Annotated in this window: 12 protein-coding genes, 1 tRNA gene and 1 pseudogene; 9 read left to right on the forward strand and 5 right to left on the reverse strand. The window is 65.0% G+C overall.

Annotation, left to right across the window (positions count from 1 at the left end):
* Positions 1 to 147: 147 nt before the first annotated feature.
* Complete coding sequence (locus tag A4C63_RS01375; protein WP_063911192.1) at positions 148 to 942, forward strand: hypothetical protein; 795 nt, start codon at positions 148 to 150, stop codon at positions 940 to 942.
* Positions 939 to 1,394, forward strand: a complete 456-nt coding sequence (rimI, locus tag A4C63_RS01380; RefSeq protein WP_063911193.1) for a ribosomal protein S18-alanine N-acetyltransferase — start codon at positions 939 to 941, stop codon at positions 1,392 to 1,394. The genes A4C63_RS01375 and rimI overlap by 4 nt, the downstream gene beginning before the upstream one ends.
* 116 nt (positions 1,395 to 1,510) lie before the next feature.
* On the opposite strand, the gene A4C63_RS01385 is transcribed toward rimI, so the two are convergent.
* Entirely contained in the window at positions 1,511 to 2,668 is a 1,158-nt protein-coding gene (locus tag A4C63_RS01385; protein ID WP_063911194.1) for a hypothetical protein, read from the reverse strand.
* A gap of 67 nt (positions 2,669 to 2,735) precedes the next feature.
* On the opposite strand from A4C63_RS01385, the gene A4C63_RS01390 reads away from it, so the two are divergent.
* Positions 2,736 to 3,317: a D-Ala-D-Ala carboxypeptidase family metallohydrolase gene (locus tag A4C63_RS01390; RefSeq protein WP_063911195.1), complete on the forward strand. Its 582-nt coding sequence runs from the start codon at positions 2,736 to 2,738 to the stop codon at positions 3,315 to 3,317.
* On the opposite strand, the gene A4C63_RS01395 is transcribed toward A4C63_RS01390, so the two are convergent.
* Entirely contained in the window at positions 3,257 to 4,174 is a 918-nt protein-coding gene (locus A4C63_RS01395; RefSeq protein WP_063911196.1) for a LysR substrate-binding domain-containing protein, read from the reverse strand. The genes A4C63_RS01390 and A4C63_RS01395 overlap by 61 nt on opposite strands.
* A gap of 246 nt (positions 4,175 to 4,420) precedes the next feature.
* On the opposite strand from A4C63_RS01395, the gene A4C63_RS01400 reads away from it, so the two are divergent.
* A complete protein-coding gene (locus A4C63_RS01400; RefSeq protein ID WP_063911197.1) occupies positions 4,421 to 5,035 on the forward strand; it encodes a LysE family translocator in 615 nt (204 codons plus the stop codon).
* 83 nt (positions 5,036 to 5,118) lie between these two features.
* On the opposite strand, the gene A4C63_RS01405 is transcribed toward A4C63_RS01400, so the two are convergent.
* Together A4C63_RS01405 and A4C63_RS01410 are read right to left on the reverse strand one after the other, a co-directional pair.
* A tRNA-Met gene (locus A4C63_RS01405) sits at positions 5,119 to 5,195 on the reverse strand.
* A 103-nt stretch (positions 5,196 to 5,298) separates the two neighbouring features.
* Positions 5,299 to 5,892: pseudogene (locus tag A4C63_RS01410) on the reverse strand (FecR family protein); the annotation flags it as partial.
* Between the two features lie 181 nt (positions 5,893 to 6,073).
* Here A4C63_RS01410 and A4C63_RS01415 point away from each other — a divergent pair.
* The 5 genes from A4C63_RS01415 (at position 6,074) to A4C63_RS01435 (ending at position 13,158) form a co-directional block, all read left to right on the forward strand.
* A complete protein-coding gene (locus A4C63_RS01415) occupies positions 6,074 to 7,288 on the forward strand; it encodes an MFS transporter (RefSeq protein ID WP_063911199.1) in 1,215 nt (404 codons plus the stop codon).
* Between the two features lie 322 nt (positions 7,289 to 7,610).
* Positions 7,611 to 8,768, forward strand: coding sequence for an MFS transporter (locus tag A4C63_RS01420; protein ID WP_063911200.1), 1,158 nt, complete (start codon positions 7,611 to 7,613; stop codon positions 8,766 to 8,768).
* Between the two features lie 88 nt (positions 8,769 to 8,856).
* Complete coding sequence (locus A4C63_RS01425) at positions 8,857 to 9,483, forward strand: DNA-3-methyladenine glycosylase (RefSeq protein ID WP_063911201.1); 627 nt, start codon at positions 8,857 to 8,859, stop codon at positions 9,481 to 9,483.
* Between the two features lie 148 nt (positions 9,484 to 9,631).
* Positions 9,632 to 10,690 carry a bifunctional DNA-binding transcriptional regulator/O6-methylguanine-DNA methyltransferase Ada gene (ada, locus tag A4C63_RS01430; protein ID WP_063911202.1) on the forward strand — a complete coding sequence of 353 codons (1,059 nt, stop codon included), beginning with the start codon at positions 9,632 to 9,634 and terminating at the stop codon, positions 10,688 to 10,690.
* 56 nt (positions 10,691 to 10,746) lie between these two features.
* Positions 10,747 to 13,158 (forward strand): DUF3772 domain-containing protein, encoded by a 2,412-nt coding sequence (locus A4C63_RS01435; protein WP_063911203.1) that lies wholly within the window; start codon positions 10,747 to 10,749, stop codon positions 13,156 to 13,158.
* A gap of 111 nt (positions 13,159 to 13,269) precedes the next feature.
* On the opposite strand, the gene A4C63_RS01440 is transcribed toward A4C63_RS01435, so the two are convergent.
* Positions 13,270 to 14,487 carry a DUF3422 domain-containing protein gene (locus A4C63_RS01440; RefSeq protein ID WP_063911204.1) on the reverse strand — a complete coding sequence of 406 codons (1,218 nt, stop codon included), beginning with the start codon at positions 14,485 to 14,487 and terminating at the stop codon, positions 13,270 to 13,272.
* Positions 14,488 to 14,560: the final 73 nt, after the last annotated feature.

Genomic DNA, 14,560 nt, shown 5'->3' on the forward strand with positions numbered 1-14,560 from the left:
ACTTCAGGCTGTGTGCAGTACCTGTGGGAGCGGGCGTGCCCGCGAAGTGGCCGGTACAGGCAATAAAAATCCGCCGACCAGTTGCGGCACTCGAATGCCAACGGCGTTAGAATGGCCAATTGTCTCCACCCCTCGGAAACCCGCCCCTTGCTCACCGAACCCCGTCGCCGCGCCTACCTTTCCGCCATGCAAGTGGTGCACTGGCTGCCGCGCGCCGAACTGCCGTTCGCTGCACCGTCGCGCCCCGAGCTGCTGCTGCCGGTGGCGCCGGTCGAGGACCTCGATTTCGACGTCAGGCCGGTACCGGCTGCCAACGAGGCGCCCGCCGCCCCTCAGGCCCGCTCCGGCGAGCGGCCGAAAATCGAGGTTCCGCGCCCGGGCAGTGTGCCCAAGCCGGCCGCCAAGCCCGCCAAGCCCGCCGAGGCCGAGGAGCAGGCCGCACCACCGCGCGCGGCCCCGGTGCCGCCCCCGCGCTTCTCACTGCAGTTGCTGCGCGCTGGCAGTTGCTTGCTGCTGGTAGAACTGGCCACCGGCCAGCCGTTCCAGAGCCGCGACCCGTCCTATCTGCTGCTCAAGGACATGCTGCGAGCCGCCGGCCTGCCCGATGCCCCGCAGATCATCGGCGAGCCGGTGCGCTGGCCGCTGCTGGTGCGCGGCAACATGGACCAGGGCCCGGAGGCTGCGCGCGATTTCGTCCAGGGCTTTGTCCAGGCGCGCCTGGAGGACACCCCGTGCACCTGCCTGTGGCTGATCGGCCTGCCGGCGCTGCGCTTTGCCGCCAATGCCGATGGCGATGCCTATTACCAAACCCTGAAGCTCGAGGGCCTGGGCGAAGCCTGGGCCTTGCCGGGCCTTGAACTGTTGATGGACGAGCCGCAGCGCAAGGCGGACGTCTGGAAAGCCATGCGCCAGCTGATGGCGCGCTGGAAGAGCGTTGAATGAGTGACTCGATCAGCTTCCGCCCGATGACCGAGGCGGATCTGGATGCCGTACTTAAGATCGAATATGCCGCGTTCAGTCATCCCTGGACCCGTGGGATCTTTCAGGATGCGCTCAAATCGTACGAAATCTGGCTGATGTTCGACGGCCAGCAGCAGGTGGGCCATGGCGTGATCAACGTGATCATCGACGAGGCGCACCTGCTCAATATCACCGTCAAGCCGGAAAACCAGGGCCGTGGCCTGGGCCTGCGCCTGCTCGAACACCTGATGGCTCGGGCCTACCAGCTCAATGGCCGCGAGTGCTTCCTGGAAGTGCGCGCCAGCAACCAGTCGGCCTATCGTTTGTACGAGCGCTACGGTTTCAACGAAATCGGCCGCCGCCGCGACTATTACCCGGTTGCCGGCGGCCGTGAGGATGCGCTGGTGATGGCCTGCACCCTGCTCGAAGACTGAGCAGGCCTGCACCGGCCTCTTCGCGGGCACGCCCGCTCCCACAGGTACTCTACAGGCCTCATGCCTTGCACATCACGGGTGGGAGCGGGCGTGCCCGCGAAGAAACGGTATGCCGGTCACAGGTCCTGCGGCTGAGCCTCTATCGGCTTGGCCAGGTCGCGCAGGCTTCTGGTCACGCTGCCGGTATTGCATTTGGCTGCCGCCTGCTCTGGCGTGTACTTGCGCACGGTGCGGAAGAACAGCTCGCAGGTCTGTTTCTTCTGCGTCACCTGCCACTTGGTCGAGCAGGCGTCCAGCGTCAGCTTGGCATCGGCCCGTTGATTGCGCCCCATCCCCGCCTGCCAGCATGCCGCGGTCAGGTCCTGCCCCATCATTTTCAAGCCGGCGGCATTGGCTGCATCCTCGTTGCCACCGTGGCTGTCCTTGTTCGCCGCATACCAGATGGCGCTGGGGTGGTTGGCGCCCAGCACCGGCACCTTGGCCCCTGGCTGCGGGCTGATGCTGACCAGGCCCAGCACATCCACCTGCGGCCCGTACTGTTGCTGGATCCAGCTGCGTACCGGCGCGCCGAAGGCCACCATCGGCAGGGGCCTGGCGGGGTTCTGCAGGGTCATCTCGCTGACCATGCGCACCTGGTAGTCCTTGAAGTAGCTGTAGGTGTCCTTGAGCGCTTCGCCCGCGCTGGCCGGTGCGGCGATGGGGGCGATATCGATGATGGTCTGGTAGGCCGGGGTCTGGCTGGCGTCGACGCCGTTGAATGTCAGCAGCTCGGCCCAGCGGTCGGTGGTGTTGGAGCGCAGGTAGTCCTGGGCCTGGGTCAGCGAGTAGTCCGGCGGGAAGTGCAGCAGTTCGATGCTGCGGCGGTTCTGCAGGGCCATGCCCAGTGGCAGGAACAGGTACCAGTCGTAGGACCATTTGCCGTCCTTGTTCAGCCGGGTGGCCCCCTGATAGGCCAGTTCACCGCTGTCGAGCAGCTTGCGCAGCGGCTTGGCATAGCTGGCGGGTACACCACTGATGGTTGCGTGCAGGCGGTCATTGTCGCGGCTTACATGCACCTGGGCGGCGGCATGGCCGTCGCGGCGTACGCTCTGGGTCAGGTAGTGTTCGACGGTTTGCTCCAGGGTCCAGTCGCGATAACAGATCACGTGGCAGTTGTTGGGGAAGGCGAAGAGGCGGGTAACGCGCTGGGCGTCGCCCAGGTCGATGCGCGCGTCGGCGGCGGCAAGGCCGCTGAAGGCCAGGGCGGCGAGGCTCGGTAAGGCAATCTTGTGCATGCTTAACTCCTTGTTGGGCGCTGCCGTGTTCGGCAGTGTTGCACATACTGTGGCAGGGGGAGCGGGGATGAAAAGGGCTGGATGGCTGGCGCTGACACTGGGCATGCTGTGTGCTGCAGCGCAGGCCGATGAGCGTGATCTGTGGTTGTTCGCGCAATGGGCCGGGGACCATCAGACCCGGCCGTTTCGCGAGATGCTGGTGGATGCGCGCCTGTATGGCGTGGTACCGATCCATCAGCTGCTGCGTTCGGCCTCGGACTGGAAGCTGTGCCGCGCGTCACCCTTCGCCGTGCCACCTGCCAGCAACTGGCCGGCAGTGCGCTCGACGCTCTCGCTGATCAAGGCGCTCGACGACCAAGGCATCCTGCGCCAGTTCGAGGTGGTTTCGGCCTACCGCGACCCACGCCTGAACGTCTGCGCCGGCGGGGCAGCCAATAGCGCCCACACCCGTGCCTTCGCCGTCGATATCCTGCTACCCGCCTGGGCGGACCCCAACCCGCTGTGCCGTTTCTGGCAGCAGTATGGCCAGGCCTGGAACATGGGCCTGGGGCGCTATCCGTCCGGGCGTATTCATGTAGATACCGCGGGTTACCGTACCTGGGGTGGTGATGGCCGTTCGGGTTCGTCGTTCTGTATCAAGCCCAGATGAGCCAGGCAGCCCCGGCATTCGCCCATCACCCATGCGGCGAAGCGCTGGCGCTTGCCGCCGTCTTCCAAGGGCTGCGGGCTGAGCAGGTGGTAGGCCGAGCCGTCGCGTACAAAGCCGAATGGCGCCTGCAACTGCCCGCTGTCGAGTTCGTCACGCACCATCAGGGCTGAGGCCATGGCCAGGCCCAGGCCGGCGCTGGCAGCCTGAATCGACAGGTAGAAATGCTCGAAGTCGCTGCGCTCGGTGTGCCGAGCCTGCTGGCCGCTCAGGCGCAGCCAGGTGGGCCAGGCCCCGGGGCGGGTGGCGCTGTGCAGCAGGCGTTGGCCTTCAAGCTGGATGGGGGAGGTGGGGTGACACACCGGGCCGATCCATTCGTCGCAGATTTTTTGGTGGTACAGCTGCTTGTCCCAGTGGAAGTCGTCGCGGCGTATTGCCAGGTCGACACCGCTGCGGGCGAAGTCCAGGGGCCCGCCTGCGGCGACCAGGTGCAACTGCAGGTCGGGGTGGGCGGCATGGAAGCGGGGCAGGCGGGGGATCAGCCAGCGCATGGCAATGGTCGGTTCGCACGACAGCACCAGCACGTTGTCGCGGGCCTGTTGCTGCAAACGCTGCACGGCGCCTTCGAGCTGCTCGAAGATCGCCTGGGTGGTGCCCTGCAAAGCGCGACCGGCAGGGGTGAGGAAAATGGCCCGGTTGCGGCGCTCGAACAGCTCCACGCCAAGGCTTTCTTCAAGCAGGCGCACCTGGCGGCTGACCGCGCCGTGGGTGACGTGCAGGTGCTCGGCGGCGCGCACGAAACTCTCGGTTTTGGCGGCGATGTCGAAGTAGCGGAAGGCGTTGAGTGGAGGCAGTTTCATGGCATCCCTGGTTGCCTGTACCGGCCTCTTCGCGGGTAAACCCGCTCCCACAGGAACTTCTCCGAACCTGAGGGCGGCGCATCACCTGTGGGAGCGGGTTTACCCGCGAAGAGGCCGGCACAGGTTCTATATAACTGTGAGGAAAGCTATCAGATTTGCTTCACTATAAATCGATTTTTCCCGGGCTATAAGCTCTCGATAATTGCATGGTCTGTGCATTTCCATCGCCTATCGAGAGCCACCAGCATGACCGAACTCATCGCCGTCGCCCTGTTCACCCTGCTCGCCGTCATCAGCCCTGGTGCCGACTTCGCCATGGTCACCCGCAGCAGTTATGCACAAGGCCGCAAGGCCGGGCTGGCTGCCGCCGTGGGCATTGCATTGGGGGTGCAGGTGCATGTCCTGTACACGGTGCTGGGCATCGCGGTGATCATCAGCCAGAGCCCGGCCTTGTTCCTGGGCATGAAAGTGCTAGGCGCGGGTTACCTGGTTTATCTGGGCTACCAGTCGCTCACCAACACCCGGCGCATCAGCCTCGACGGGGGCGCCGCATCCGCCGCCAGTGTGACGCAGGCCCTGCGCACGGGCTTTCTGACCAACGCCTTCAACCCCAAGACCATGCTGTTCGTCATCAGCGCCTTCACCCAGGTGGTGAAGCCCGGTAGCCCGCTGGTGCTGGATTTTGCCTACGGCGCTTTCATGTCCGTTGCTCACTGGCTGTGGTTCAGCCTGGTGGCGGTGTTCTTCTCCAGCACGGCATTGCGCAAGGCGATGATCGAGCGGCAGATGCTGGTGGATCGGGTGATCGGCCTGGCGCTGATAGGGCTTGGCCTGGCCGTGGCTGTTACCGGCATGCGTTGAGGCGGGAGAAGGAGGGCAGGCCTGTGGTATTTTTCGCAGGCAAAGAAAAAGGGCTTACCTTGCGGTAAGCCCTTCGTCTTGTTTGGTGGCTACACAGGGACTTGAACCCCGGACCCCAGCATTATGAATGCTATGCTCTAACCAACTGAGCTATGTAGCCGATGGCGCGCATTATTCTCTTGAACGGCCCCCCTGTCAACACTCATTTCAAAAAAAATTTGCACGCTTTCAAAAACTTAGCGGCCAGGCCCGGTTTCTGCGTGGCCCAACGGCATGTCGCTGGCTTTCAGGTGCCCGTTGCGCCAGCTGCCGACGGCCTTGAGGTCGGCTTTGCGCACCGGGCCGATACGCGAGCCATCGAAGGTTACCCGCTCGCCCGCCGACACCAGGCGCTGTTCGCCGCCCTGGATAACCATTGCCTGGCCACTGAGCACCACCAGTTCGTCATGGCCTGCATGGCGGGCGACCTGCAGGCGGGTACCGAACACCTGAATGCGCGCATCGCCCACTGTCACCTCCATGGCCCGGCCGTCGAGCATCACTTCCAGGTACACCTGGCCCTGCACCAGTTGTAGTTCGCGTGTACTGCCGCGCAGGTCGGCGTTCATCGCGCTGGCGCTATCCAGGTGCAGAGTGGTGCCATCGGCCAGGCGCAGGCTGCGAAGTTCACCTGCATCGGTGTGCAATTGGCTGCCCAGGCGCTGCATCAGCGGCCAATACAGGTAGGCGGCAGCGCCCAGCCCCAGCAAGAACAGCAGCGCCAGCCATTTGCCCAAGTGGCTGCGGCGCGCATTGATCTGTCGCGGGCGGGGGCGAGTGGTCGGCGGCTGCAATTGCCTGGCGGGCATCGGGCTCATGAATTCGGTCTGCTCGCGATAGGGGCCGTTTCGCCCAACGATGACAGGGGAATGGGCCGAGGATGCTAATTATATTGAGAACCATTTGCAAGTGCGCTGCGACAGATGAATAAAAAGGTAGCTAAGTATCTATTCGTTTCCCGATAATCGGATCCCAAACTACGGATGGAGAGTCAGGCACATGGCTATCAGTAGCGCCTCCACGGCGCCCACCAGTGCGGCGTCGAGCCAAGCCACGCCGCTGGTGATGCGCATCATCGGTTTCTGCGCCCTGGCGCACCTGATCAATGACCTGATCCAGTCGGTGCTGCCGGCGATCTACCCGATGCTCAAGGCCAACTACGACCTGAGTTTCGCCCAGATCGGCATGATCACCCTGACGTTCCAGATCACCGCCTCGCTGCTGCAGCCTTGGGTCGGCTTCTTCACCGATCGCCGACCGGCACCGAACCTGTTGCCGCTGGGTACCCTGTGCACCCTGGTGGGTATCGTGATGCTGGCCTTCGTTGGCAGCTTCCCGACGATTCTGCTGGCCTCGGCGCTGGTGGGGATCGGCTCGTCGACCTTCCACCCGGAGACCTCGCGTATCGCGCGCCTGGCCTCGGGCGGGCGCTTTGGCCTGGCCCAGTCGACCTTTCAGGTCGGCGGCAACACCGGCTCGGCCCTGGGCCCGCTGTTGGCGGCGGCCATTGTCATTCCGTTCGGCCAGACTCACGTGGCCTGGTTCGGCCTGGCTGCGCTGTTCTTCCTCGGCGTCACCCTGATGCTGCGTGGCTGGTACAAGGAGCACCTCAACCAGGCCAAGGCGCGCAAGGCAGTGCAGGCGACCCACGGCATTTCCCGCGGGCGGGTGATCGCAGCGCTGATCGTGCTGGGCCTGCTGGTGTTCTCCAAGTACTTCTACATGGCCAGCTTCACCAGCTACTTCACTTTCTACCTGATCGAGAAGTTCGATGTGTCGGTGGCCAGTTCGCAGCTGCATCTGTTCCTGTTCCTCGGTGCGGTGGCGGCGGGTACCTTCTTTGGCGGGCCGATCGGTGACCGTATCGGGCGCAAGGCGGTGATCTGGTTCTCGATCCTTGGCGTGACGCCGTTCACCCTGGTGTTGCCGTATGCCGACCTGTTCTGGACCACGGTGTTGAGCGTGGTGATCGGCTTTATCCTGGCCTCGGCGTTTTCCGCGATCGTGGTGTATGCGCAGGAGCTGGTGCCGGGCAGTGTGGGCATGATTGCCGGGATCTTCTTCGGGCTGATGTTCGGCTTTGGTGGCATTGGTGCGGCACTGCTGGGGTATGTGGCAGACCTGCGTGGCATCGAGTATGTGTACGAGGTGTGTTCGTTCCTGCCGTTGTTCGGGTTGTTGGCGGTGTTCTTGCCAAGTACCGGCAAGCACTGATGTTGCCGGGGCTGCAAAGCAGCCCCCGACGATTGACGGCCTGACACCCTTGGCCTAGAGTGCCGCCTCTTTTCCTGACCACCTGCGTAGTAGCCAAAGCAATGTGCCGTACCCAGTCCTTGCCAAACACCCGCCAGCCTGCCCTCCAGGCCCTGCGTCGTGCGTGGCCGAGCGACACGGTGCTCAAGCGTCGCCGCAGTGTGCTGTTTGCCTTCACCTTCTCGCCACACCTCGCCTGAACTGATCTGCGCTTTCGCGTCGCTCGCCGCCCTGGCGTGCGCGCCTGTGTCTGCACGTCTTTTCGGTTTGCAAGGAGTGGTACATGAACATGCGTTTGCTGGCGGGCTTGTTGTTCGCCGTTTCGGTTGTGGGTTTCAGTTTGGGGGCCAGCCTGCCGCTGGTGTCGTTGCGCCTGCATGAAGCCGGTGCAAGTACCCTGGAAATCGGCATCATCTCGGCCATACCCGCCGCGGGCATGATGCTCTCGGCGTTCATGGTCGACGCCTGCTGTCGCCACCTCACCCGGCGCACCATCTACCTGCTGTGCTTCAGCCTGTGCACGCTCAGCATTGCCTTGCTCGAGTCGGCGTTCGGCTCGCTGTGGCTGCTGGCGCTGCTGCGCCTGGGCCTGGGGCTGGGGATGGGGATCGCCATCATCCTCGGCGAGTCGTGGGTCAACGAGCTGTGCCCGGAGCACAACCGCGGCAAGATCATGGCCCTGTACGCCACCAGCTTCACTGGCTTCCAGGTGCTCGGCCCGGCCATGCTGGCGGTGCTGGGCGCCAACAGCCCATGGATCACCGCTGTGGTCACCGCCTGCTATGGCCTGGCGCTGCTGTGCATCGTGCTGACCGTGCCCAACGACCATGTGGAACATGAAGAGGGTGAAAAGAGCTTCGGCCTGGCCGGTTTCTTCCGCGTGGCGCCGGCGTTGTGCGTGGCGGTGCTGTTCTTCTCGTTCTTCGATGCCGTGGTGCTGTCGCTGCTGCCGGTATATGCCACCAGCCATGGTTTTGCCGTGGGTGTGGCGGCGCTGATGGTGACCGTGGTGTTTGCCGGCGACATGTTGTTCCAGTTGCCGCTCGGCTGGTTGGCCGACCGGGTGGAGCGCACCGGGTTGCACCTGGTGTGCGGGTTGCTGGCGATGGCGATCGGTATCGGCCTGCCCTGGCTGCTGAACATGACCTGGCTGCTGTGGCCGCTGCTGGTGCTGCTGGGCGCCGTGGCAGGGGGCATCTACACCCTGGCGCTGGTGCTGATCGGGCAGCGCTTCAAGGGCCAGGACCTGGTTACCGCCAATGCCAGCGTGGGTTTGCTGTGGGGCGTGGGTAGCCTGGTCGGGCCGCTGGTGAGCGGTGCGGCGATGGATGTGGCGCCGCATGGTCTGCCCATCGCACTGGCGCTGATGGCCGGGCTGTTCGTGTGCTTTGCCCGGCAGTCCTACCGGCGCGCGGGGCGCTTGCGGGTGATTGCCGACTGACGGTCAGGAATTGGTCGCGCAAGAACCGGCGTTTGCCCGATGAGCGGCTGCGCTAAGCTGGACCTGCAATCGACTTGATGGAGGTGCCATGATCCTGGCCGACCTTTCGCCTGACGCGTACCGCGAGGCCACCGAATACCTGGCGGCACTCGACCCGGACTGGTCGCGGCATATCGCGGCGACCGGGCCTTGCCTGCACCAGGCCACGCCGGGGCGTGAGCCTTATGAGGTGTTGGTGCGGGCGATTGCCTACCAGCAACTGCATGCCCGTGCCGCCGAGGCAATTCTTGGGCGGTTGCTGGCGCAGTTCCCGGAGGCTGCGTTCCCAAAGCCGGAGCAGTTGTTGGCGGTTACACCGGAAACCATGCGTGCCTGTGGTTTCTCCGCAAGCAAGATGGCGACGATCCAGGGCATTGCCCAAGGCCGTCTGGAGGGTGTGGTGCCGACCCGGGAAGAGGCACTGGCCATGCCTGACGAGGCGTTGATCGAACGGCTGGTGACATTGCGCGGGGTAGGGCGGTGGACGGTGGAGATGTTGCTGATCTATAGCCTGGCGCGTTCGGATGTTCTGCCGGCGGACGATTTTGGCGTGCGCGAGGGGTATCGGCGGATGAAGGGGCTGGACAAGGCACCGACGCCGGCGCAGATGCGTTCGCTGGGCGGCGGCTGGCGGCCGTACCGCACCGTGGCGGCCTGGTACCTGTGGCGGGCCTGAGGTTTTTGCATGGTCTGCACCGGCCCTTTCGCGGGCTTGCCCGCTCCCACAGGTACAGCGCAATTTTCAAGGCAGATGCGATCCCTGTGGGAGCGGGCTTGCCCGCGAAGAGGCCGGCACAGGCGACAACTTATCTGGAAGCTGACCAATGAACCCCTACACCACCCCCGACCAACGCTGGCAAGCCGTAGAATCCCGGGACACCGCGGCCACCGGCCACTTCGTCTACGCCGTGCGCACCACCGGCATCTACTGCCACCCCGGCTGCAAATCACGCCTGGCCAAGCGCAGCAACGTCACGTTCTACGACACCCCCGCCGCCGCCGAAGCCGCTGGTTACCGCGCCTGCAAACGTTGCACCGCCACTACCAACGCCAGCGCCAGCCGCCACAGCCAGTTGGTCACCCGCGCCTGCCGCCTGATCGAAGCCAGCGACCCCGCGCCCAGCCTCGACCAACTCAGCGCCCAGCTGGCCGTCAGCCCCTTCCACCTGCACCGCCTGTTCAAGGCCGAAACCGGCCTTACCCCCAAGGCCTACGCCACCGCCTTCCGCGCCAGGCGCCTGCGCGAGCACCTGGAAGATGGCCAGCGCTCGGTCACCGATGCCATTTACGACGCCGGCTACAACTCCAACAGCCGTTTCTACGAAAGCGCCGACCAGCGCCTGGGCATGCGCCCACGGCAGTACCGCGCCGGTGGCGCCGGGGCAACCATCCACTTCGCCCTCGGCCAGTGCTCTCTGGGCGCGATCCTGGTCGCCCAGAGCGAAAAGGGCATTTGCGCGATCTTGCTGGGCGACGACCCCGAGGCCCTGCTGCACGACTTGCAGGACCAGTTCCCCAAGGCACGGCTGATCGGCGGCGACAGCGCCTACGAACGGCTGGTTGCCGAAGTGGTGGGCTTCGTCGAAGCCCCGGCGCTGGGCCTGGCCCTGCCGCTGGACGTGCAAGGCACGGCATTCCAGGAACGGGTGTGGCAGGCCCTGCGCGAGGTGCCGGCCGGCAGCCGGGTCAGCTACACCGAGATAGCCGAGCGCATCGGCGCACCCAAGGCGGTGCGCGCGGTGGCCATGGCCTGCGCGGCCAACCACATCGCCGTGGCCATCCCTTGTCATCGGGTAGTGCGCCGGGACGGCGACATCAGCGGCTACCGCTGGGGCGTCGAGCGCAAACAGCAACTGCTCAAGCGAGAAACGGCACTCTCCTGATCGCGTGAAGCCGAGTAGAATCCGCCGCCAAATCGAATTGTAAAGAGGAATATTCGATGAGGCGTGTCAGCCTTGCCCGTTATTGTCCAGGCCTTATGGTCCTGATGGCCCTGATGCTGGCGCTCGCCAGCCCGGCCTGGTCGGCCCCGGCCACACCCTTGTCCAACCTGGCGGTTGCCGAAGCGCCCGTGCTGGATGAGAACGCCAGCTTCGAGCAACTGAGCGAGCGCCTGGACCAGATCCGTCAGGGGGTCACCAACGAGGCCAACGACGATCTGCTGTCGCAACTGCGCCTGGGCGCCGTGCAGGTTCAGCGCCAGGCCGATGCGTTGACTGCCCTGCGCACCACGGACGTGGAAAAAATCGACGACCAGCTCAAGGTCATCGGCCCGGTCCAGCCGGACGAGGCCGCCACCCTGACCCAGCAGCGTAAAGCGTTGGAAGCCGAGAAGAAGGCTTTGGTAGCCCAGCAGGACCAGGCTGCCAAGCTGACCCAATCGGCCCGCGACCTGTCCACGCAAATCGTCAACCTGCGGCGTAGCCAGTTCAACTCGCAGATCACCAGCCGCGCGGCCTCACCGCTGAGCCCGGCATTCTGGCAGAGCATCATTCGCCCCACCCAGGACGATGTGGGGCGCCTGCGTGACCTGCGTGGCGAGACGGCCGATGCCATCGGCAGTGCCTTCAGCGCCGAACATCGTTGGCTGTTCATTACCAGCCTGGTGGCGGCAATCCTGGTCTGGACCTTGGTACGCCGCGTGCTCGAGCGTTTGCTGGCCAACGCCATGGTCAGCTGGCTACCCGAAGGCCGCCTGCGCCGCAGTGCGTTGGCGCTGGGCGTGAGCCTGGCAACCCTGGGTACCATCGCCGGCTCGGTCTCGCTGCTGCGTTGGGGGCTGGAGAGCAGCGCCGAGCTGGGCTCCGATATCGCCAGCCTGGCCAACCACGTGCTCGCCCTGGTGGTGTTCAGCGCCTTTATCACCGGCCTGGGCCGCGCCATGCTGATGCTGCAACGCCCGTCCTGGCGCTTGCCGCCGATCCACGACGAAGTGGCCAGCGCGCTGGGCTGGTTCCCCAAGGTGCTGGCGTTGGCGCTGATGGTCATGATGACCATGGAGCGCATCAACAGCGTGATCGGTGCCAGCCTGGCGCTGACCGTGGCGGTCAACGGCCTGACCGCGCTGGTAGTGGCGGTCACCTTCGCCTGTGCGCTGCTGCGTTACCGCCGTACCCTGCGCAAGCTTGACCTGGAGCGCCCCACGGGCCTGGCCGGGTTGATCCCGTTCGTGATGGTGATCTGGCTGACGCTGATCCTGCTGGCCCTGCTCACCGGTTACCTGACACTCGCCTACTTCCTTACTGCCAAGCTGCTGTGGGTCAGCCTGGTGGTCACCTGTGCCTACCTGCTGACCACCTTCTTTGGCGACCTGTGCGAAACCCTGCTGTCGCCCCGCCAACCCGGTGGCCTGGCGCTGGCCTCGACCCTGGGCCTGGCGCCGCGTCACCAGGCCCAGGCCAGCACCATCCTGGCCGGCATCGGCCGCACCGTGGTGCTGTTCCTGGCACTGCTGCTGGCACTGATGCCGTCGGGCACCAGCCCCAGCGAGCTGCTGCTGAGCCTGGGCGACTGGGACGGTACCGGCGGCAAGCTGCTCGGCAACATGAACATTGTCCCCCAGGACATCCTGCTGGCGCTGGTGATGCTCCTCGGCGGCCTGTTCGCCATCCGCGTGGTCAAGCGCTGGCTGAGCGATCGCCTGCTGCCGGAAACCGACATGGACGCCGGCATGCGTGCCTCGCTGGTGACCCTGGTGGGTTACCTGGGCTTCATCTTCCTGGCCATGCTGGTGATGTCGACCCTGCGCATCAACCTCACCAGCCTGACCTGGGTGGTCAGTGCCCTGTCGGTGGGTATCGGTTTCGGCTTGCAACAGATCGTGCAGAACTTCATCTCCGGCCTGATCCTGCTGACCGAGCGCCCGGTGAAGGTGGGCGACTGGGTCAGCCTAGCGGGCGTCGAGGGCGACATTCGCCGTATCAACGTGCGTGCCACCGAGATCCAGATGTCCGACCGTTCGACGGTAATCGTGCCCAACTCGCAGTTCATTTCCCAGAACGTGCGCAACGTGACCATGGGCAATGCCTTGGGCGTGGTCGGCATTACGCTGACGCTGCCGCTGGAGACCGATGCCAACCGCGTGCGTGAACTGCTGCTGGCGGCTTACCAGGAGCACGAGGCGATTCTGGATGCGCCGGCCACGTCGGTGTCGTTCAAGGACCTGACCAGCAGCGGGATGGTGATTGGCGTGAGTGGTTACGTGGCGGGGCCGCGGCAGGTGTCTGGGACCCGTAGCGACCTGCTGTTCACCATTCTTGGGCGCCTGCGTGATGAAGGTATTGCCCTGTCGTCGCCGCAGAGCATGGTGTTGGTGCAGGAGGGCGCTCGCTCGGCTGACGAGTCGGTGTGAAGCCAAGCGCCGGCAAGCCGGCTCTCACAGGTACTGCGTATGGCTTGAAGTCGACGCGGTCCTTGTGGAAGTTGGCTTGCCGGCGATTGGGCTGCAAAGCAGCCCCCAACCTCAATGCTGCTTGGCCTGCCTGATCCTCATCAGAATCACCAACAGCACCAGCAGCACAGGCGGCGCCATGGCCAGCAGCCCATCCCGCGCCGTCAGCCCCAGCCCCAGCACATTCAGCCCGCCATACAGCAACTTGAACAGGTTCAGCAGGTAGTAGGTGATGGCAATGATCGACAGCCCCTCCACCGCCCGCTGGATTTTCACCTGGGCATCGGCCCGGGCATTGAGGCTGCGCAGGATCTCGGCGTTCTGTTCTTCCATCTCCACCTGTACCCGCGCCTGCAACAGGTCGCCCAGGTTGGCCACATTCTTCGCCAACTGCTCCAGGCGCTGCTCGGTGGCCGCGCAGTAGCGCACGGTCGGTTTGAACCGCCGTTCGATGAATACCCCCAGGCGCTGGCAGTCGCCCACATGGCTTTCCCGCAGCTCGCCCAGGCGCTCGAACACCAGTTGCGCATAGGCTTGCGTGGCGCCGAAGCGGTGGCGGGTTTTCACCGTGCGGCTGACCACCTGGCGTGACAGATGAGCAATGGCCTCCAGCAGCCCTTTGGAGTCATGGCCATCGCCCCCGGCACTGCGCTCCGAGAGGCTGACCAGGGTCTTGTCGAAGGCATCCAGCTCCTGGCTCAGTTCCTTGGCCGTGGCCAGGGTCAGCGAGGCCATCATGCGGTAGGTTTCGATCTCCAGCAGGCGGCGGATCATGCGGCCCTGGCGGTAGGCATTGAGGCGGCGGTCGATGAACAGGAAGCGGTTGGTGCCGTCCTCGGTCAGGCGGAAATCGCTCCACACCACCGCATCGCCACCGCCGACGCAGGAGCCGCACGGGTCCTTGAAACCGTAGTGGGGCAGGTCCAGTCCCTGTTCGTCGCGGACCAGCACCTGCACGGCGTTGATCACCTGCGCCGCTTGCGGGGCGATAGCCTCGGCCAGCACCGGCGGCAGTGTTTGCCACTCGGTGTCGGCGGCAGTGCAGGGCACCACCAGGGTCAGGGTGAAGAACTCGGTGTGCCGCTCCCACTTGAAGGGATGGCCATCCAGGCGGGTGATGCCTTGGGCGGCTGCGGTGTCCAGGCCATCCGGGCAGCAGCGTTGCAGCAGTGCCGTACAGGCAGCATCGCCGCCGAGCAAGGCCAGGTGGAAGACATGCGCCGGGCCGTCGAAATACAGCGACGGGCGGGCGTGCAGTTCATTGTGCAAGGCAGTGCGTTGAGGGTGCATGGGTGGTCCGGCCTGGTGTTGTGATTGTGGGGGTACCAGGAAGTGGGACTTTGCCGGGGGCCGTGAAAGTCAC

The sequence above is a fragment of the Pseudomonas sp. p21 genome, from assembly GCF_001642705.1.
Lineage (GTDB): Bacteria > Pseudomonadota > Gammaproteobacteria > Pseudomonadales > Pseudomonadaceae > Aquipseudomonas.